We start from the raw sequence: 19,110 nt of genomic DNA on the forward strand, positions 1-19,110 counted from the left end.
TTTTAGCAAACGGCAGCCCCCCGGGACTACCTGCAAATTTCCGGAATAAAAAAGCGGGTGCACTCCAAAAGGCACCCGCTTTTTATTTAAAGTTTAATGACCCGTATCACTTCCGACTTTCCTCTTCCTTCCAAAGTCAATAAATACATCCCATTCTTCAGGCGTCCCAGGCTTTCATTGATCCGGTGTGTTCCGGGCGCAATTTTCCACTGGAGCACTACTATGCCTGCTGCATCTACCAATGTAGCTTTTTCATAAGCTTCCTGGAATGCGATGGTGAGTTGTTCGGTAAAGGGATTAGGATAGACCCGTGTTTTAGTCAGCGTAATAGTTTTAAGTGGCGCCATTACGGACGACGACATACCTTGTAATGGCTGTACCGGTGTACAGTTATCAATGTTAAACCAGTTGAATTTAAAGGTGCCGGCTCTCACGTTAATACCGGTGTAAGTCAATGCAGGTAACGTAATGGTGTCACTGATCGTTTGCCAGGTGCCCCCGGTATTCGGGATATTAATCACCCCATACAATACTCCTCCATTGCCAACGCCTGCTTGTGCTTCCGCTGTGGTCAACACCCGCAAACGCACAGTATATTTGCCCGCTGTTGGTACTACCAGGTAACTATAAGCAAACCAATCGCTCAGCTTCAGGTTAGTAAAATTCTGTCCGCCGCCCACGTCAGTGCAGGCTTCTTTCACAGGGCCTGTAATATAAGACGAAGCACTTTCTGCTTCATACCGGTTATTCACCGCACAATTATATGCTGCAATGCGTATGCTGGCTGACTGGCTCACCCCACTCACGGTAGCGGTTACACTGAAAGTGCCCGGCGTGCTATCCGCCGTGAATAATCCGGTATTGCTAATATTATTACCTGCGCCGGTGATAGTCCAGGTAGGTGCAGGCATGTCTATTACATTGTTAGCAGCATCGTATCCGGTAGCGGTAAACTGTTGCGCATTACCCACCGGCAGTGTTACCTCAGCCGGTGAAATGGCTATCCTGGCTGGCGGTGGAGCCACACAGTCGTCGATACTGAACCAATTGAATTTAAACGTACCGGACACCACATGTATACCGGTATAAGACAACGCCGGTAATGTGATGGTATCTTTGATCGTTTTCCATACGCCGCCGGTAGATGGAATATTAATAGTACCGAAGCTTTGGCCGCCGTGCCCTATAGACACTTGCGCCGCTGCGGTAGACAATACCCGCAAACTGATATTATACCTGCGGGCAACCGGCACATTCAGGGTGTTGTAAGCAAACCAATGACCGGCATACAAATTTTTATAATTCTGCCCGCCACCTACATCGGTGCAGGTTTCCAGCACAGGGCCGGCCGACAGTGACGATGCCGACTCTGCTTCATACTTCCCGTTGACCGTACAGCCATAAGCGAGTGTTACAGTAGCCGTATCAATGATACTACCCGCTGTTAAAGTGATCCGGTAAGTGCCCGTGGTATTACCCGCAGTGAGTACCCCATTTGCCTGGATACTATTACCCGCACCACTTACCGCCCACACGTTGGATGTTGGTAATGGCATTATGCTATCCACCTGGTCATAGCCTTTAGCAGTAAAGGTGTAAGTAGACCCAACAGGGATCGTCACGGTATCTGGTGTAATCCTGATCCGCGTTAATACAGGTAGCGGCAATATTTTTACGGTAGCGGTACCGGTAACGCCATTGTCTTTTGCCTGAACAGTGAAGTAGCCAGTGGTATCCGCCGCAGTAAACAGGCCGGTTTGACTGATCATAGTATGGCTGTTATTCACCGTCCAATCTGGTGCAATCGCCATTTTAAGACCATCCTGGTCAAACCCGGTGGCAGTATATTGCTGCGTAGTCAATGCCAGCACTGACACCGAATCCGGAGCCACTTTAATACTATTCAGTGCTACCGACTGGGCTGGTATAATTTTCAGCCAGTTAAAATTCCATCCTGAGCTGTTAGCCAGGATGCGGATAGTTTGTGTTCCCTGCTTTAATGTAAAGGCCGGCGAGGTAATGGTATACCAGTTTTGCCAGCCACCAGATACGGGCATACTCATGGTGATGAGGGTAGTAGTATCCAGTTGGACAGACAGGTTGGACGAGGTGCTCACCGCCACCCGGAACTGTATACGATATAGCCCGCTATCCGGCACATTAATATCGTATTCCATCCAGGTGCCTTTGCCGATATAGCTGATGTTCACATTTCCGCTGGTATCGGACACCGGTTCTGTGCAACAGGTATTACTGTTATCAAAGGCTTCTGCCTCTATCCTTGCCGGTACCGGCTTATAATTGGTAGGGCGGATATTGGCATAGGTAGTGGTAGAGCGGGTGATGGTATCTACCGTAGCCCTTGCCGTTATAGTACCGGACGATTGAAAAGTGGCCTTACCACTGGCAGTGATCGTGTTGCCGGCGCCGGTAATACTCCATACCGGGTTGATGGCAATAGGCCGCCCATTCTGATCGTTGGCAGTGGCGGTGTATTGAACCACTTTGCCCGGCAGCAACACCTGGTTGCCCGGCGACACGAGGATTGTGTCCAGCATAGGCGTTCCCAGGCCTTTTTGATAAATTCTTACATAGTCTACATTCATACTGTCGGGCCAGTTGGAATCGGTAATGTTTCCGCCCATACCACCGCCTATAGCGAGGTTCAGGATGACATGAAATTTCTGATCGAAAGGCCAGTCTTTCCAATCGGTTTGTGGATTAGCGTATGCGTATACGCGACTGCTGTCATAACTGAAGATCAGCGAATCAGCAGACCACTCCATGGCATACACGTGATAGGCTGTATTTACATCCGGTATAAGACGTGAGCCGGTAAGATGACCACCGTTTGTCCAGTTACTATTTTGCGTATGTACCGTAGACAACACCGTCCCCAGGTTATTCCCTACTTCTTCCATGATGTCCAGTTCCCCACTGGCAGGCCATGCACCATAAGCGCTGCTGGTAGGCATCAGCCAGATGGCCGGCCACGATCCTTTGGCTTTGGGTAGTTTGGCGCGCACTTCCACTTTTCCATACAGGATATCCATTTTACCCTGGGAAATCAATCTGCCGGAAGACCAGGGTTCAGTAGTGTTGCCGTTGGGATAATCTTTTTTGCCGGTGATGACAAGGTTGCCATTGCGCACGCGGATGTTGTCGTGTGTGGTATCCGTATATACCTGTTGTTCTCCATTGATCCATCCTTTGGGGCGTGGATCTACGGTCCATTTGCTGCGATCCGGCAATCCATCGGTATTAAATTCGTCGTTGTATACGAGCGTCCAGGCAGGATTTCCATCAAACACCGCATTACCTTTTGCCGTATACGAGGCTATGTTAGCGGTGTCTAATTCAGTGCCTGCCACCATTAGTTGCAAGGTCCTTTTAGAATAGTTAGCCGGCGAATTTCCACCCAGTACAATATTCGCCAGGGTATCATTGATTCGTTGAATACTATCTATCCGTACGCCGGGAGGAAGATTGGTGGCTGTCCAGGACTGTTTGGTCAGCTGCGCCTTAAAGGCAGCTCCATTGAGCTTTGCGGGAATGACAGCCCCGTTTTCCTGTCCCATCAGTATCCGTGTATTCGTTAACGTGATACCAATAGGATTAGGCGCCTGTACCAGGTCGAAATACAAGATACCGTTGGCTTTTTTACCATCGATAAATTGTACGGCGATATTGTTCAGGTCTGTGCGGTTCTTTACACTCTGGAAGTTAAAGGTGGCTTCTTCCCACTGGTTAACATTCTTGATTTTGTAGGTTAAAAAAACTGCTTTCGTGTAGTCGGTACCGGGTTGCAGTTTAAACATCACTTCTTCTTTCACATTGCTGTACACCAACATTTTGAAAGTACTGTTGGCAGACAAATCGAAAGGTGTATTAAGCGGACAGCTGGCGCTCATGTACTCAAAACAGGTGGTATCCTTCGTAAATTTTGCCACGTAAGGACTGGCATTTACGGAAGATGGCGCTGGATTGGCAACATGAAAAAGCACCGATCCGGTGGCCCCTGCGCCGGCATAATACGACCATCGGCCGGAACAGGGACCATGTCCCTCCATGTCGTCCAGCAACAGGTACTGGGCATGAAGGGTCTGGCACAGCAATATGCTGCACCAAAAGAGCAGTAACATTTTTTTCATAACGGGTATTTTTTATCGTGGAATAAAAAGCATTACAGATTTGGATTCATCACTGCATCTGCACCCGGAACAGGCATCCAATATTTTTGTTTTGTAATAGGACCATTTACTGGCAAATCGTCCGGGTTTTTGTTGGCATTGGCCGCCTCTACTTTCTCTAACCGTACCAGGTCAAACCAACGGCTCCATTCACCGGCCAGTTCCCAGGCCCTTTCATTCACTACAGCGTCTGCAAAATCAGCACCCGATAAATTGGCCGGCAGTGGGGTAAGGCCTGCGCGTAACCGCACCGCATCAACGGCCGCATAAGCTTCTGTACCAGGTGTTCCTGTAGCCCGCGCCTGTGCTTCTGCATAGGTAAGTAATACCTGTGCATACCGCAACATGATTACCGGGTTGTTAGACATGTAAGTATCTTTTTGTCCGCTCTGGATGGTGAACTTTTTATAGTAAGGATGCTTAGTAGTTACCTGCTGCCAGGGAATGGTTTGCCCTTTTACAACAAACTCCGTGGAGAAGGTAGCGTCTTTACGACGGCCCGCCGGGAAGTTATTAAAGAAGTTAATTTCCGGGAAGAAGTCGGACCAGCCGCCTTCATTTTCAGGCATGGTAGACAAGCCATAGAAAGAATTGTAAGTAGACCACTGCCCACGTGTGAACAAGGTGAATACATCTTCCGAAGTACCTCCGGCAAATATTTTCAGGTAATCATCCTGGTAAAGGTCAAATTTATAGGTGGCTTTATTATCGATCACCTCTTTGGCTTTAGCCGCGGCCAATGCATATTTGGAAACATCTTTCAACGGCCATCCGCCTTCCGTCAGGTATACTTCTGCCAACAACGCTTTCACGGAACCTTTGTTAGGCCTGCCCGGATCACGTTTGTTATTGGGCACCCAGTCTTCTGCTTTCTGCAAATCGTCTTCAATCAGTTTATAAACTACTGCTGGGGTGCTTTTCTTTAGAGTCAACAGGTCGGGGGTATATTTCTCTGAAGGGATCACTGGTATTTCTCCCCAATATCTTGTTAACCAATAGTAGCAAAGCGCCCGCAAAAAGTAAGCTTCCCCTACAATGGCGTGAACAGTGGCTTCCGTGCCATCCGTTACGGCGTTGTAGTTATTGATGATGTTGGTGGTAGATTGTATAGTTTTGTAACAACCGCGCCAGATGGGCGTCATGCGGCTGTTGAGCGAAGAAACATTGAACCGGTCAAACTCCCGGAATTCTTCTTTATTGGAACCCGGATGCGTAGTGAGATCATCTGCGCCCATACACATCGCTATTTGCGACACGGTGGTAAAACCACTTTCCCAGGGAACCATCAGGCTACCATACGCACCGGTGAGGGCGGCTTCCAGCCCGGCCTGACTGCTAAGACCAGCATTGCCCACAATCAGTCCCCGGGGACTTTCTTCCAGCGATTTGCTGCAACCTGCTAATATGATGATGAATGCGAGTGAATATATCTTTTTCATGTGGAACCGTTTGAGAATAATTAAAAACTAAGCGAGAAGCCGCCCGTAATTGTTTTTGCATTAGGATAAGCACCATAGTCAATGCCCTGCCGGAAATCGCCTGCGGAAGAATTTGCCTCCGGATCTATACCGCTGTAATTGGTAATGGTCAATAAGTTGGTAGCGCCAATAAATACTTTGATGGCGGCAATATTCCTGATCATTGTTTTAGGGAATTCGTAGGACAGGCTAATATTTTTCAACCGCACAAAATCTCCTTTTTCCAGGAAGCGGGTAGATTGTGTGAAGTTCCGGTTGGTAGTGCTGAAAGCAGGAATATTGGAGGTTTCATTAACACCCGGAATGTAGCGGTTTACAATTTGATGCAGCGTAGCTTCCCGTGCATCGCCGCCATAGTACATGGTAGCCGCGTTGTTGTAGTTCAGCCGGTCAAAGCCAAACATCCCTTGCAGGAATACATTCAGGGTGAAATTTCTATACGTCACTGTGTTATTCCATCCTGCGGACGTTTTGGGAATACCACTACCGATTACGCCGTAATCACTGGCATCAATCACCCCATCTGCTTTAAGATCCAGGTACCTGGAATCGCCTGGTTTAGCGCCAAATTTGGCAGCTTCTGTTGCTTCTGAAGGTTTCCACGTTCCAAGATAAGTAAGGCCCCAAATGGCGCTCAACGACTGCCCCGGCATCACCACAAATTCAGATTGCGGCGACATACCGGAACCGATCTTACGGGTATTGGGATCAAACAGGATGGTTTTGGCGCCAATAGACACCACCCTATTTTTTACAAAGGAAACATTCAGGTTGGTATTCCATTTCAAAGGCCCCTTGTCTACCACCGCCGCTTCCACAGACACTTCCCAGCCTTTATTCTGCACCGTACCTACGTTGCGGGTAATGGTATTGCCGCCCAGGTAAATAGGCAGGGTTTCATTCAGTAAAAGATCACGGGTATTCTTCACAAAATAATCGGCACTCACGGTGACGCGGTCATTTAAAAAACCCATATCCAGGCCTACGTTCTGCTGTTCCGTGGTTTCCCACTTCAGGTCTGGGTTACCGATATTACCCAGCACAATACCGTTTAAAAAAGTACTGTTGGTGAAGGAAGCAATTCTGTTGGAGTAAGCAGAAAAAGTGCTGTAAGGCCCCACTCCTTCACTGCCTGTTAATCCCCAGCTGCCACGCAATTTCAGGTTGCTGAACAAGCGCTGGCTTTTCATGAAAGATTCTTCAGAAATCACCCATCCCACTGCCGTAGATGGGAAGTAACTAAACTTATTCTTATCTACAAACTTAGAAGAACCATCTCTGCGCAATGCACTGGAAATAAGGTATTTCCCGCTGTAGGCATAGTTCACGCGGCCTACCAAAGAGAAGATGCTCCATTTAGAATAACCGGAACCCGGGTTGCTGGCAGTTCCCTGCGACAGGTTATTCCATTGAAAGCTTTCATAGGTCAGGTTGGAAGCACCTGCCGATACATAGTTATAGGTGGATTGCTGGTATTCCGCTACCCCAGTGATATCCAGGCTATGTTTACCAAATAATTTCTTGTAGTTCAGGGTATTGGTATTCTGCAACCGCATTTCTTTGTTAGACCTGATACCGGCAGTAGCCGTACCGGAATTCACCACTTTCCCGGTAAAACTTTTATCGTCGTAACTCAGGTAATTAGCGCCGAACTGTAAATTCAGCGATAAGCCGGGTACAATGATATCATCAAATTTAAACCCGCCAATTACATTGGCCAGCATGCGTTCCCGTTCGGCCAGTTGCTCGGTGGTTAGTGCTACCGGGTTAAAAAATACAGACCCAATAGGATCACTGGCGGTATAAGTACCGTCTGCTTTCCGCACCGGTACAGTAGGCGACCAGGTAATAGCCTGTGCCAGCGGGCTATGCGGGCCATCCGCAGGAATATCTATATTCAGCCCGTCGCTATAAGAGCCGGTGATATTGAGTATGGCTGAAATTTTATCAGTCAGCTTAGAGTTAATGTTAGAGCGGATCGTATACCTTTTGAAAGAAGAATTTTTAATGATCCCATCCTGGTTCAGGTAATTACCGGAAATAAAGTAACCGGTTTTATCATTTCCGCCGGAAAGACTAAGCATATATTCCTGCGCAAAAGCACGGCGGAATATTTCATCCTGCCAGTTGGTCCCGCCTTTTCCTGCGTAGTCTTTTATCTGCGCTTCTGTGAAAGGTGCAGTGGTACCAATAGCCGCGGCATGTGCATTGGCTGTTTGCGCAAAAGTGGCGGCATCCAGCAGGTCCAGTTTTTTTATTACTTCAGAAGAAGACAGGCGGGTGGAGAAATTCACTTTCAATCCGCCTTTGATGCCTTTTTTAGTGGTAACAATGATAACACCATTAGATCCCCTGCTGCCGAAAATAGCCGTAGCAGCGGCATCTTTGAGCACCTGTATAGATTCAATATCGTCCGGGTTGATGGCAAATAATTCTGCGCCTACAAAACCATCTACTACATACAACGGACTGTTATCTCCATTGATAGAATTTGCGCCGCGGATACGGATACGTACACTTCCACCGGGAGCGCCTGCGGCATTGGTTACCTGTACACCAGATACCCTTCCCTGCAATACCTGGTCCAGCCTGTTCACCGGCTGTTCAGCAAAATCTTTGGCGGAGATGGAAGAAATGGCGCTGGTCAGCGATCCTTTCTTTTGTTCGCCATATCCAATCACTACCAGTTCCGTCATCTTCGAAGCGGCGGCCTGTAAGGTAATCACAATCTGCGGCCGTCCATTTACGCCTATCTCCTGCCGGTCGAACCCAATATAGGAAATCAGTAATACCGCATTTTTATCCGGTACTGTTATTTCATAGATGCCCTGTTCATTGGTCATCACTCCTTTGGCCGTGCCTTTCACCTGGATGGTGACGCCAGAAAGTGGCTCGCCTTTGTCGCTGAGTACTTTTCCTTTCACGATAAAACTGGTTATCTGTGGCGGGGCGGTGGTGACGGCCTTTCGCTTCACGATGATCGTTTTATCCGCGATCACGTAAGTAAGGGCCTGGTTCTCGAAACAAAGATCCAGGGCTGTTTTCAGGGACACGTTTTTCACCTGCAGGGTCACGTCCTGTGCCTGCTCCATTTGTTCGCTGGTACAGAGAAACGCATACCCCGTTTGCTTCCTGATTTCGCGGAAAATTTTTTCAAGCGAAACATGGTCTGCTGAAATGGATACCGTTTGTGCATATCCTGTCGCATATCCCTGCATGAGGGCTAACGTCATTAAAAGCACTGTCAATTTCATGATCCGGAAAATTTTTACTGACAATCGTGAAAAATGCATAGCACGCCACATCGCACGGGGAGCCCTGCCTTGGAAAAAAAGCCTTAAATACATACATTTGTATGGTTTGGGTAAATGAAAAATAATTGCTGAAACGATTATGGTTTATAGACCCATATTTGCCGGGAGTGCTTCGAACCACTTCCGGTTTTTTAGTCTTTGGTTGTTTTTATGGTGATACGATAATTTGGTGTTCGCGTATATCAAAATGTATTTCCCCGGTTAGTTCCATCATTTTTAATACTTGTGAGACAGGTACATTCCTCGGAATAATTCCCCGGAAGTGTGCAGGTACGTCTTTGGTGTATATCACCTCCACATTGTACCAGCGGGCTATTTGCCGCATCACTGCGGGGAGGTCATTTCCTTCCAGTTGGATAAATCCATTTTTCCAGGCGATGGCTTCTGCTGCATCTGCCTCTTTTACTACTTTCAGCATACCGGTGCTGCGATAAAGATGTGCTCCCTCTCCGGGTGACAGTTGTTGATTGTTATGGCCGCTATTTACTTTCACGGCGCCTTCCAGCAAAGTGGTTTTGATTTGTGCTTCGTCGTTATAGGCCATGATATTAAAATGTGTACCTAATACCTGTACCTGCATTGCTTCCACCTGCACAATAAACGGCAGGGCGGCATTTTGGGCAACTTCAAAATAAGCTTCTCCGGTTAACTGTACCGTGCGGTTGTTCCCGGTGAAGGCGGCCGGATAGCGCAGGCTACTGGCGGCATTCAGCCAAACCTTTGTACTGTCCGGTAAGGTAAGCTGGTACTGGCCCCCTCTTGGTGTGGATATTTTATTGAAGAGTGCAGCGGTGCTGGCAGTGTTATGAGCGGAAGCGCGATACAACAATTGTCCGTCGGCTGATTTGATGATAGCAGTACCTGCCTGTTGTGCGAGCGTTCCATTGGCAGCGCTATCCAGTGATATCACTTTTCCATCGCCCAATGTAAGCGTTGCCTTGTTGCCGCCCGGCAGCATATCTGCGGAAGCTTTTGCGGCCACTACCTTTGAGGGAGTAACAGCCGGGTGTTGGAAGAAGAAATAACTGCTGATGCCCAGCAGTACCAGTACTGCTGCAGCGGCAATACGAGCCCATGGCCACATGCGCACCACCCTGGGACGGTCGGCCTGCAGGATATTATTGGCCAGCAATTCCCAGTTGATGGTATCATTTACAGGAGTTACAGGTACGGCCAGCAGCTGTTCAACACGGGCAGCAAGGGCGCCGGTATTGTCTTCCTGCAGCAGATCGCACAACTCCTGCAACTCCTCTGGAGTAGCAGTTTGTTTTTCAACCTGGCGAACGAGATACGCCAGGCGTTCGTGGATAGTCAATTGGTATCGTTTTTCAGTTTAACGTGGTCATTCCTGGTATAACAGACGCGCAATGGAACATCTAGGACCTAGTGATTTGAAAAAAAATTTCACTGCCCATAAAACAGCCACAGCAGCCAGAAAGGCAATATATATCCTGCCGCCTCCAGGTGTTTCCGGATGGCATGCAACGATCTGACGAGAGAATTTTTAACCGTACTGGGAGAAAGTGAAAGTTCGGCGGCTATTTCCGGGATCTTCTTTCCTTTTTCCCGGCTCAGCAAATAAATACGTTTGGCCTGCGGCGGCAAAGCCAACACCGCTTCATTAATCAGGCGCAGTGTAGCTGTAAAAGCAACCGCCTCCTCCGTGGTGAATTGCATTTCAGCATCTGCTGCCAGCAGGTGCATCGCCTTTTGATGTACGGCCTGACGGCGCAGGTAAGAGAAAGATTGATGAAACAGGATACGCAACAACCAGGACCTCGGATTTTCAATTTCCGGCAATTTATCACGACTCATCCACACCCGTAAAAAAGTTTCCTGGATAATATCTTCCGTTACCGCAGGCACTTTCGTCAGGTGGATCACCAAAGGCTGGAACTGTGGACCGTAGGTATAAAACAGTTGTTTGAAGGCTGCCTCATCGCCTTCAGCAATCAACTGAAATAATTCTCTATCACTGTATAGGTGGTCATGCATGCGTTGGTAGGCCTGTGGAATGTTTTATATCAACACCTGACTAAAGTAGGAAAAATAAATTATAGTTTCCAGTACCCACATCCGGCGACAGCATGCATTCCTTGCTTCCTGATGTGCCTGATAAAATAAAATGGCCACTCCCCGTAGGAAGCGGCCATTTATACTTACCACTAATTTATTATTGCCATTGTGCCGCTTCATCTGCCACTGCCACTGCTTCTATCTCTATCAGTGCATCAGGAGAATAAAGGGAAGACACTTCCAGGATGGTATCTGCCGGATAGGGCGCTTTAAAATACTTAGCTCTCAACGCAACGATCTTATTAAAGTTGCCCATATCCTTTAACAGAATGGTCACCTTCACCACATTTTTGAAACTGGAACCACCGGCTTTCAATACTTTTTCAAGGTTCTCAAAAGCTTTGGCTGCTTGTTTGTCAAAGTCGCCAATCCCTACTAATTGCCCGTTATCATCAATAGCGGTTTGGCCGGAGATGAACAAAAGATCCCCTACGCGATGGCCCTGGGCTAAATGGAATGGTTGGTATGGATCCGGCGTAATTTTTATCTGTGAGATTTTCATTTTATTATTTTTTAATTGATGATGATTGGTTTGTGCGAAAGCGTGTATGCTGTAAAAGCTGGCTAGTATTAATAAGCGTGTTTTCATAAACTGATGAGCTGTTTTGAATGAATAATTTTATTGGTATGCCGGATGGTAGCTTCCGGCCAAAGCATATCAGGATGGAAGTCCAGCGGTGAGGTACCGTTTTGTACATGCAGCGGCCATGCTGGATCCGCCAGGGCGGCTTTTCCGATGGCCAGCAGGTCGGCATGTGCTTCTTCAATAACCCGGGCAGCTCTTGTTAACTGATGCATGCCACCGTTAGCGATGATGACAGTACCGGTAATTTGTTTTGCCAGCGCTGCATAATTGGTACCATCGCTGTAAAAGCTGTCGCGTTCCCACTCCCCGCTTTGAACGGCAATGTGGATAAAGTCGGGTGCAGTATCGCGGGCTTCTTCCAAAATTTCTACAGCCATGCCGGCACCTTCCTTCCAGCGATATTTGAGGTCATTCACTTTTCCTTCAGACAGGCGGATACCCACCAGGAAATGTACAGGCACCACCGCCCTGATGGCTTTCATGATTTCCGCAATAATGCGGAAACGATTGCTGGTACTGCCCCCGTATTGATCCTCCCGTGTATTTAATTCAGGAGTCAGGAATTGATCGAGGAGGTAGCCGTTGGCAGCATGTAATTCTACCCCATCAAAACCTGCCTGCAGCGCGGTTTGAGCGGCGTTTACAAATCCTTCTTTTACAACTGTGATATCTTCCTGGCTCATGGCTTGTGGAAAAGGATAGGCGCCGGTGCCACCATATTGTACCATTTTTACGCCTACGGGTTGTACCGCAGAAGGAGCCAACGTTTCCTCTGAATATTGCGATAACGCGCCGGCATGCATCAATTGTGCAATGATCAGTGCTCCCTGTGCTTTCACCTGTTCCACAACTGGTTGCCAGGCCGCTGCATGCGCGGGTGAAAGGAGACCGGGTTGATGACGGTAACCTTTACTCGCTATCTCATCGGTATAATTGCCTTCGGTGATGATCATACTGAAACCACCTTTTGCAAAATTGGTGTAATAAGCAGCCATTTCAGCGGTAGCCAACCCATCAGGGGTAGCGCTTACCCGCGACATTGGCGCTACCACCAGCCTGTTTTTCAGCGGGCGTTCCGGCCATTGTAACGGTTGGAATATTGGGTGATTATTTGTGTTCATATGCTTAATGATTATGAACACAAAAGTATGGCGGCCATAACGGCTGCACGTATAACTACTATAACAAATAGACTTAAACTAGTTTAATTTTTCAGGTTCTTCTTCCTGATCTGGCTGAGGAAAACGGGCGTAATGCCCAGGTAGGAGGCAATATGTTTCAGTGGCATCCGCTGATCAATGGTGGGGTATTTTTTTAACAACCGGGCATAACGTTCGGCGCCGGTGATGGCGATGTTGTCGAGGATACGCTCATCCTGTGCTGCGCAGGCATTTTCATTGAGTATACGCCAAAAACGCTCCAGTGCAGGGATTTCTTTTAATAACGTTTCTCTCGTATGCTTTTCTATCTGTAATACGGTAACCGGTTCCATGGCGACAATATTACGGGTGGCAGCTTCCTGTTGGATAAGGCTTCGCAGGTCCGTTATCCACCAGTCTTCCATAGCAAAATGCAGGGTATGTTCATCTCCCTGGTCATCTACATAAAAGGAACGGAGAAAGCCTTTACATACATAGCTTTCATGTCTGCAAACGTCGCCCTGCTGCAATAAGTATTGTTTTGGCAGCAAACGCCGCAGGGTTACAGCCTCGCAAAAACGTTGCTTCTCGGCTTCCGTTAAGGTGATCCGGGTAGTCAAATGATCGAGGATCATCTTATAATAACTGGAAGTATCAGACATCGCTACGTTTTTGCGGGCAAAGATAGCTAATCAGCATTATTTTCCCGGGCAACCGGTTACTGCTTCCCCTGCATTTCCTTCAGCATCTTTGAGGCAATAAATACCAGGAAAACCGCAATGGCAATCAGGGCGGCCCATATCCACCACTTGCTTCCGAATATGGTTAGCGGGCCGCTTTTATGATCGGTGGTGGCCACCGCAATATTCACCGGTGCTTCCGGCTGAATCACGGGGATGCCGGCCGGTACGCTGTCTTTGAAATAAGCCAGGTCGTATACCGGTAATGGTAATGCAGCATCTCCGCCTTTAATAACGTAAGACGCCCCCTGCTGCAGGTTAGCCGTTAGCCAGATAGTTTGCTGCCACGCATTCACCCCACTGAATTGTAAAGGAGCATTGTCATCGTTATACACCACCAGTGTAAGCACCTTAAAGTTACCAGGACTGCTCAACACCACCTGTGCTGTCTTATCTGACGACAACTCAAAATCACCCTGGGACACGGGCATATGCAACACTTTCTTCCCCGCTACTATCTCAGGCTCTCTCTCCGCCGTTAATGAAGCGCGACGGCGATACAAAGAAGGGCCCGTAATATTGAAAGATAATTTATTAACCTGGTAAGGCTGATCGAAGGTCATCACCAGGTGCGTTTCCCGTGGATACTTAGCGGCGTTGGGTGTACTGAGTACCGGCGCTGGTACGGCAGTATACTCCGTAGCACGGCTATCTGACTTGTAACGGCCAATCTTCTCCACAAACACCGGGGCGCTGGTGGAGTCATTGATCACCAACTGGTACCAGGTGTATTTGGAAGAGGGGATATCAATCGTTTTTACTACAATGGTGCCGGAAGCATCCGGCACCGCGCTGGCAGGATCAAACACAAAAGCATCCGTTACGCCATACCAATTCTTTTTGTCATCACTGCCACTGATACGCATGGTTTTGATGACCCGCGCATTTTTTAACACCATTTCAAAATGGTCCAGCGTATAATGATTAACGTTATGGAACACAAGGGTAGAATGTTTTCCGGGCACGCTGACATTATCAATGATCTCAAATGGCTCAAAACCAGCAACCGTATTCCCTCCTACCTGTTCCTGCAAAAGATAAGGTACTTCCTTATCTGCCTGGTATATCCTGAAGTTGGAATTACCTTTAATCCTGGCTGCTATAGCCGGTGTCAACGCAATATGATAGTACCCGGTGACAGTTACCGGTGGCAACGCCGCCTGCCAGGTATAGCGGGGCAAAGGGCTTTGCGCATTTACAGCCCCTGCCGCCAACAGCAACAGGAGCATCCCCCATTTATGCGTTATTTTCCGGAGCATCTTTTTGTTGATCATCTGCAAATAATATTTTCTTTAAACGCTGATACATAAACGAAATGATCAGCAGGATAACTCCCAGTGAAATGAAAGCAGCAATTTTTCCACCTTCTCCCAAACCTGCAAAGTCAAACAGGAACAACTTCAGCAACGTAAGACCAAACAATGAAATGGAAATGATCCGTACAGTCTTTGACTTCCAGCGTAAACCCAGGTAAATCAGCACAAAGGCAAAGGCACCCCACAGGATCGCATACCCTACCCGGTGCGTATTGTACAGGGTTTCGTCGTGCCCACTGAAAGCCACCAGGTGATCCAGGCTGGCACTCACAATATAGAGAATGGCGGCGGAACTGATCCACTGGAATATAAGGGTAAAGTCTTCCCGTTTTAAATCAGCCACCGTTTTCCAGGCCTGGTAAATAACGCCTGCCAGCAATACCATCAATAAATAATGAACATAGAAATAAGCTACCGGCGCCTTGCCTGCCAATACCTCCATCCTTACATCAATGATAGCCGGGTTGTAATATAACGGGAACGCCACTACTGCGCACAATGTCAAAAACAGTAAAGGCAAACGAACTTCCGTGAATTTCCGGCGACTCAGGTATAACAGCACACTTAAGAACAGGTAATTATAAACCCCTGCCCATACAGGTGTTAATAAAACGCAATGACGGTTGCTCTGGTACACAATTTCCAGCAACAATACCACGTAAGTCAACAGCACCGCTAATATCAGCAGCCCTGTGCGAAATACGGATACTGACAAGTCAATTATAAATGGCTTTTCCGGATCCTCATTTTTACACAAGCGGTGCAGCAAAAATAAGGAGGCCACGGATACGGCGCCTGTTATAAAGGCTTTATTAATAAACGGTAAAAACAGCGTCTTAGAACCGTCGTATAACTGTGTCCAGTCGAGCATCAGGCTAATCATCATCAGTGCCAGCACCAGCACAGACACATACTTCATCAACACAATGCCTGACTTCTGCCATAACCATAATAACAACACTGTTTCCGCCGCCCAGAACAGGGTAATATAATTGCCATGCAATTGTATAGGCGCCGTGAGGCTCACAAAACTTAATACCAGTCCTATCAGTAAAAATATCAGGGTACGGTCGGCGCTCTTATTACGGTATAGTGTATACGCAAATACGAAGTTGAATACCGCCATCAGCGCTGTAAACAAACCTTGCCAGGTATCGCCGCTCAGCTGATGCAGGATCAGCATACCTGCCGCATAATACAGGAAAGTATTGCTCAGCAATATGGCAATATCGAAGAAGTCGAACTTCCGCTTATTCCGCACATTGTTGATGACGTTCATGGCAAAGAATACGAAGTAGTACAGGGTAGCATATACCAATCCTGTAGCATAAGGGGTTGGCTTCGCAGGATGTACCTCACTCAGGTGAATAGACAACCAGCCGCCAAACAGCAGGATCGTAGCGAGGTAACAAATGATATTTACAATATTCCACTTCTTGAAGTAAGCCAGGATCAACATGCCGATATCCAGGATCAGGATATAGGTAAACAATACTACTTCATTACTTTCACCGGTACTCACCATAAATGGCGCCGCGAAACCGCCTACAATGGCGATCACTGCCAGCTCTTTCCGGTTGTAATTCAGTGACAGCAACACGGTAAAGGCCGTAATAAAAATGGTGAGAATGAAAGCCAATGTTTGACTAATCAAATGATATTGCTGAAAGGCAATTGTGATGGTAAAATAAAGTACAGATACTCCACCGCCTACCAACACAGAGCTGAATGCAGCAAAGGTTTTACGCATTTTATAAGACAGCCCGATCAGCAATCCGCCACAAACGATACCAATAAACGTACGGCCTATCTCGTTAATCCAATCCTTATCAATCGCATATTTCAGGAAAAATCCGATGCCCAGTACCAATACAGCGATACCTATCTTATTAAACAGGTTTTCTCCAATGAATTTTTCAATATCCGGATTCTTTTCCCAGAAAGTGGGCTGCGGTGGCGTAGGCGGCGCTGGTTGTGCTGCTTCCGCATGCGCCAATACTTCCGGTGCTACGCTCCAGCTATCAGCTTCCGCGGCAGCTACCGATGGTGCCTCTTCCGGTTCAGGTTCCCTTACAGGTTCCGGTATTACTACCGGCGGCCGATACATTTCTACTGGTATAGGCGGTGGCAACACCGGATCTGGTGGCCTTACCGGCGGTGGTGGTGGCAATGGTGGTGGCGATACACTCACCGGTGCTTCAGGAGTCTTATCCGCCCAGGGCTCCGGCCTGCGTGCCGACTGCAATTCCTCGAGCCGCTTCTGCAGGTCCAATAGCTGGTTCTTTAAAATAAATATAGCGCCTGATGTTTCATTTTTGAAAATTAACAAAACAACGAAAATGGCCACTAGTAACAAGAAAACGATTGCTTCGTACATATATTGATATGACAGTATGGTTGAATAATAGCCCAAACAACGGTTAAATATAAATTTAAAATCGAGAATATGTTAATTTATTGATTCCCAAGCAACTGTTTGCGTAATATCCCGCTTGACAAGATTACACACCTCCACTGCGCCGCTTAACATTAAAATAACCTTGTTGATTAATCATTTATAATTCACTTTGCAGGATCCTGATCCATACAAAACTGCTGCAATATTTATATTTAAATGCTCAACATTTCACTAATAAAAGATGGAAACGAAAAAGCGTTTAAACAACTATATGACCTTTTTCACATCAAGTTATTTCATTACTTCCTTAAACGGAAACAACCCCACGACATCGCCAGGGAGCTGACGCAATGCACCTTTATTAAGATATGGCAATACCGGCATTCGCTAACGGAATCCTGTAGCATCGACACCCAGGTATTTACCACCGCTAACTCTGTTTTAGTAGATCATATCCGCATGGAAGCCCGGCAGGCACATATTTCCGTACACACCCTCGAACTCGCCCAACCCGAAGCTGCTACACCGGTACAAACGTTTGAAAAGAATAATTATATCCACACCTATATTGCCCAATTACCCCCTGTCAGAAAAAAAGTAATTGAACTAAAATTGGTGCATGGGTACTCCAACAAAGAAATTGCCCACCAGCTAAGCATCGCCGTAAAAACAGTGGAAGACCATATCACCAAGGCTTTGCGCACCATTAAAACATTACGCCTGTTCCTCTAATATTAACTAAATGTTAAGAGCAGGGGTTACTGTACCGCCTATACGTAAACAATAAGTAACTATTTATTTTTTAGTAGCTATTCATGCAAGTAACAAAAGAAAAGATTCAGCAATTTCTAAGTGGTGAATGTACAGCGGCGGAAGCAGAAGAAATTGCCGCGTGGCTAAAGATCCATCCGGATATATTGAACAGCTACCTGGAGCAGGACTGGCACACTGCTTCAGACGAAGGTAAATTGTCGGCGGAAGAGAGCAAAAAAATGTACCAGCAATTATTGCAACAGCTATCGCTGAAAAAATCATCCATTTTTTCTATAAAAAAAACAGGACTGGTGGCGGCGGCTTCCCTGCTATGCCTGGTAGTGGCGACTTACTATAATGCGTCAAGACAACCCGCTGGCCGGGTAGCCCCAACCGTGACAGCCGCCGTTTCTAACGAAGTGGCCGACACATGCACGGTGTACGAAAACCACAGTTCACAAAAGAAACAAATCACCCTCCCGGATAGCAGCATTGCTATACTATCAGGAAACAGCCAGATAAGCTACCAACAGCCTTTTCCGGCCAACAAAAGAGAAATAAAAATGAGCGGACAGGTGTATTTTTCCGTACATAAAAATCAATCGAAACCTTTTACCGTGTATGCCGGCAACACGGCCACCACTGCATTGGGTACCGCTTTCAGCATCAATATGCGGAAGAAAGACATTATCATTCAACTGTTCAATGGTAAAGTAAAGATTCAACCCCTGCCAGGAACCACTAAGGGATGGGATAACGCCGTTTACCTGGTGCCCGGAGAACAATTACAGTACAATCACTCAAAATCATCTACTACCATATCTTCTTTTATTAAAACTACTGCTCATGAGGAATTATCGCCAACAACATTATCGTTCAATAATGAACCGATAGAAAAAGTATTCAATCAACTATCAGCAAAATATAAAGTCACTATCCTTTACAATAAAAAAGAAATCAATGGCATATCCTTTACCGGAACGGTATTGGATACCGATTCGTTGCCAGTGATATTACATATCATCGGCAAAATGAATGGCCTCGAAACAGATCAGCAAAACAACGCATTCATCATTAAAAAAACAGCTTTACCGAAATAATTTAATCATCGTCACCCAAT

Annotated in this window: 12 protein-coding genes; 2 read left to right on the forward strand and 10 right to left on the reverse strand. The window is 47.0% G+C overall.

The window, feature by feature from the left end; all coding sequences use genetic code 11:
• Positions 1-86: 86 nt before the first annotated feature.
• The 10 genes from AC5ZC7_RS25295 to AC5ZC7_RS25340 form a co-directional block, all read right to left on the reverse strand.
• Positions 87-4,151 (reverse strand): carbohydrate-binding protein, encoded by a 4,065-nt coding sequence (locus AC5ZC7_RS25295; protein ID WP_496158280.1) that lies wholly within the window; start codon positions 4,149-4,151, stop codon positions 87-89.
• A 32-nt stretch (positions 4,152-4,183) separates the two neighbouring features.
• The gene (locus AC5ZC7_RS25300; RefSeq protein WP_496158279.1) at positions 4,184-5,629 is read right to left on the reverse strand and encodes a RagB/SusD family nutrient uptake outer membrane protein; all 1,446 of its coding nucleotides are present in this window, start codon (positions 5,627-5,629) and stop codon (positions 4,184-4,186) included.
• A gap of 20 nt (positions 5,630-5,649) precedes the next feature.
• Positions 5,650-8,922 carry a SusC/RagA family TonB-linked outer membrane protein gene (locus tag AC5ZC7_RS25305; protein ID WP_496158278.1) on the reverse strand — a complete coding sequence of 1,091 codons (3,273 nt, stop codon included), beginning with the start codon at positions 8,920-8,922 and terminating at the stop codon, positions 5,650-5,652.
• Positions 8,923-9,130: 208 nt separating this feature from the next.
• Positions 9,131-10,297 (reverse strand): FecR domain-containing protein, encoded by a 1,167-nt coding sequence (locus tag AC5ZC7_RS25310; RefSeq protein ID WP_496158277.1) that lies wholly within the window; start codon positions 10,295-10,297, stop codon positions 9,131-9,133.
• Positions 10,298-10,386: 89 nt separating this feature from the next.
• Positions 10,387-10,977 carry a sigma-70 family RNA polymerase sigma factor gene (locus AC5ZC7_RS25315; RefSeq protein ID WP_496158276.1) on the reverse strand — a complete coding sequence of 197 codons (591 nt, stop codon included), beginning with the start codon at positions 10,975-10,977 and terminating at the stop codon, positions 10,387-10,389.
• Between the two features lie 178 nt (positions 10,978-11,155).
• Entirely contained in the window at positions 11,156-11,560 is a 405-nt protein-coding gene (locus tag AC5ZC7_RS25320; RefSeq protein ID WP_496158275.1) for a Rid family hydrolase, read from the reverse strand.
• 83 nt (positions 11,561-11,643) lie between these two features.
• Positions 11,644-12,765, reverse strand: coding sequence for an oxidoreductase (locus AC5ZC7_RS25325; protein ID WP_496158274.1), 1,122 nt, complete (start codon positions 12,763-12,765; stop codon positions 11,644-11,646).
• 83 nt (positions 12,766-12,848) lie between these two features.
• The gene (locus tag AC5ZC7_RS25330) at positions 12,849-13,445 is read right to left on the reverse strand and encodes a cyclic nucleotide-binding domain-containing protein (RefSeq protein ID WP_496158273.1); all 597 of its coding nucleotides are present in this window, start codon (positions 13,443-13,445) and stop codon (positions 12,849-12,851) included.
• A 56-nt stretch (positions 13,446-13,501) separates the two neighbouring features.
• Entirely contained in the window at positions 13,502-14,797 is a 1,296-nt protein-coding gene (locus tag AC5ZC7_RS25335) for a hypothetical protein (RefSeq protein WP_496158272.1), read from the reverse strand.
• Entirely contained in the window at positions 14,760-17,111 is a 2,352-nt protein-coding gene (locus tag AC5ZC7_RS25340; protein ID WP_496158271.1) for a DUF2339 domain-containing protein, read from the reverse strand. Before AC5ZC7_RS25340 ends, AC5ZC7_RS25335 begins: the two co-directional genes overlap by 38 nt.
• Positions 17,112-17,453: 342 nt before the next feature.
• Between AC5ZC7_RS25340 and AC5ZC7_RS25345 the strand changes: the two genes are divergently transcribed.
• Positions 17,454-17,969: a sigma-70 family RNA polymerase sigma factor gene (locus AC5ZC7_RS25345; RefSeq protein WP_496158270.1), complete on the forward strand. Its 516-nt coding sequence runs from the start codon at positions 17,454-17,456 to the stop codon at positions 17,967-17,969.
• 83 nt (positions 17,970-18,052) lie between these two features.
• Positions 18,053-19,090 carry a FecR domain-containing protein gene (locus tag AC5ZC7_RS25350; protein ID WP_496158269.1) on the forward strand — a complete coding sequence of 346 codons (1,038 nt, stop codon included), beginning with the start codon at positions 18,053-18,055 and terminating at the stop codon, positions 19,088-19,090.
• Positions 19,091-19,110: the final 20 nt, after the last annotated feature.

The sequence above is a fragment of the Chitinophaga sp. 9-1-y genome (assembly GCF_059511905.2).

Bases quoted from the DNA above. Each gene is read 5' to 3' on its own strand.
- AC5ZC7_RS25305 (WP_496158278.1), bottom strand. From the start codon at position 8,922: ATGAAATTGACAGTGCTTTTAATGACGTTAGCCCTCATGCAGGGATAT.
- AC5ZC7_RS25320 (WP_496158275.1), bottom strand. From the start codon at position 11,560: ATGAAAATCTCACAGATAAAAATTACGCCGGATCCATACCAACCATTC.
- AC5ZC7_RS25315 (WP_496158276.1), bottom strand. From the start codon at position 10,977: ATGCATGACCACCTATACAGTGATAGAGAATTATTTCAGTTGATTGCT.
- AC5ZC7_RS25335 (WP_496158272.1), bottom strand. From the start codon at position 14,797: ATGATCAACAAAAAGATGCTCCGGAAAATAACGCATAAATGGGGGATG.
- AC5ZC7_RS25325 (WP_496158274.1), bottom strand. From the start codon at position 12,765: ATGAACACAAATAATCACCCAATATTCCAACCGTTACAATGGCCGGAA.
- AC5ZC7_RS25350 (WP_496158269.1), top strand. From the start codon at position 18,053: ATGCAAGTAACAAAAGAAAAGATTCAGCAATTTCTAAGTGGTGAATGT.
- AC5ZC7_RS25295 (WP_496158280.1), bottom strand. From the start codon at position 4,151: ATGAAAAAAATGTTACTGCTCTTTTGGTGCAGCATATTGCTGTGCCAG.
- AC5ZC7_RS25330 (WP_496158273.1), bottom strand. From the start codon at position 13,445: ATGTCTGATACTTCCAGTTATTATAAGATGATCCTCGATCATTTGACT.
- AC5ZC7_RS25300 (WP_496158279.1), bottom strand. From the start codon at position 5,629: ATGAAAAAGATATATTCACTCGCATTCATCATCATATTAGCAGGTTGC.
- AC5ZC7_RS25345 (WP_496158270.1), top strand. From the start codon at position 17,454: ATGCTCAACATTTCACTAATAAAAGATGGAAACGAAAAAGCGTTTAAA.